This window comes from Ruegeria sp. CDSB113, from assembly GCF_059611045.1.
The window spans coordinates 1-1,358 of sequence record NZ_JBXWOU010000038.1; the positions used below are offsets into that span (position 1 = coordinate 1).

At 56.1% G+C, this 1,358-nt stretch carries 1 protein-coding gene; it reads left to right on the forward strand.

Translation table 11 applies throughout. The features are described 5' to 3' along the window. Positions 1–88: 88 nt before the first annotated feature. Positions 89–1,108 carry an IS110 family RNA-guided transposase gene (locus tag AC2FIS_RS23155; RefSeq protein WP_496775616.1) on the forward strand — a complete coding sequence of 340 codons (1,020 nt, stop codon included), beginning with the start codon at positions 89–91 and terminating at the stop codon, positions 1,106–1,108. The last annotated feature ends 250 nt before the right edge of the window (positions 1,109–1,358 follow it).

Sequence of the window (1,358 nt, forward strand, 5' to 3'; positions counted from 1 at the left end):
AACCGGATGAGGTGGGTGGCTCCTGCTCCACCGGCATCGAATGTGCCAAAGTGCAGTTGTCAACGACTGCTAGGAAAGGAGCCACCCAATGACAGTTAAGACCGTAGGCCTGGATTTGGCCAAGGACGTATTTCAAGTGCACGGCATTTCGGAGAATGGCCGCGTTATTTTCAATAGGGCGATCAAGCGCGCGAAGCTGCTGTCATTCTTTGAGACGCTGCCTTCGTGCACGGTCGGGATGGAAGCGTGCGGTTCATCCCATCATTGGGGCCGTCAGCTGAGCAAGCTCGGCCATGATGTGAAGCTCATGCCTGCCGGATATGTCAAACCATATGTGAAGCGCGGAAAGAGCGATGCTGTCGACGCAGAAGCGATCTGCGAGGCGGTCCGACGTCCGACTATGCGCTTCGTAGATATCAAGACAGAAGAGCAGCAAGCCATTCTCTCAATCCACCGGACTCGAGATCTGGCCGTCCGACAGCGCACACAGATAGCCAACATGATCCGCAGCCTGTTGCGCGAGTTTGGGCATATCTTGCCAATCGGGATCGAAGCGGTGACGGCTTTTGCAAAACGCCATCTGAACGGCGATCGACCCGACATGCCTGAAATCGCGAACGGGATGCTTGGTATCCAGTGCTATCAGCTCATCGGCTTGAACGCGCGCATCGAAGGTTATTCCAAGATGATCGAGCAACATGCCTTGCTGAATGCAGACGCGCGCAGATTGATGCGCGTGCCTGGCATTGGGCCGATCACGGCGTCAGCGATTGTCGCCACAATCGGTGATGCGCATCAGTTCCGGACAGGCCGCGATCTTGCAGCGTGGTTGGGCCTGACTCCGCTCAACAAGTCCAGCGGCGGCAAGGAACGTCTGGGCAAAATCACGAAGCAGGGTGATCGCTACATTCGCAAGTTGCTGGTCGTGGGCATGACATCGCGCGCGGTCATGGCGAAACGTTCACCGGAGAAGGTCGATCTGTGGACGGCGAAGATCATCGCAGACAAACCATTCCGATTGGCAACAACGGCGATGGCAAACAAGGCCGCTCGGGCCATCTGGGCGATGCTTACGAAGAAACAAGAATACCGGCAGCCCGCGTTCTAAGCGCGCCGACTGCCTTCGAGATGCAAGACGTTGAAATGATGATGTGGAATTAAGTCAACCAAGAGCAAGGACACTCCGGGAATGGCAGCGGCCCTCTTCTAAGGCCGATAACCCGATTGGAACCTCGCTCGCGGAATTCATCAAGGCCAGCGGAACACCACCGCACGAACAGGCCGGACAGACGAAGGTACTGACAAAATACCCGCAAACATCACCAAAAAGTTCTTGCAATGCAGGAGCCACCCACAGA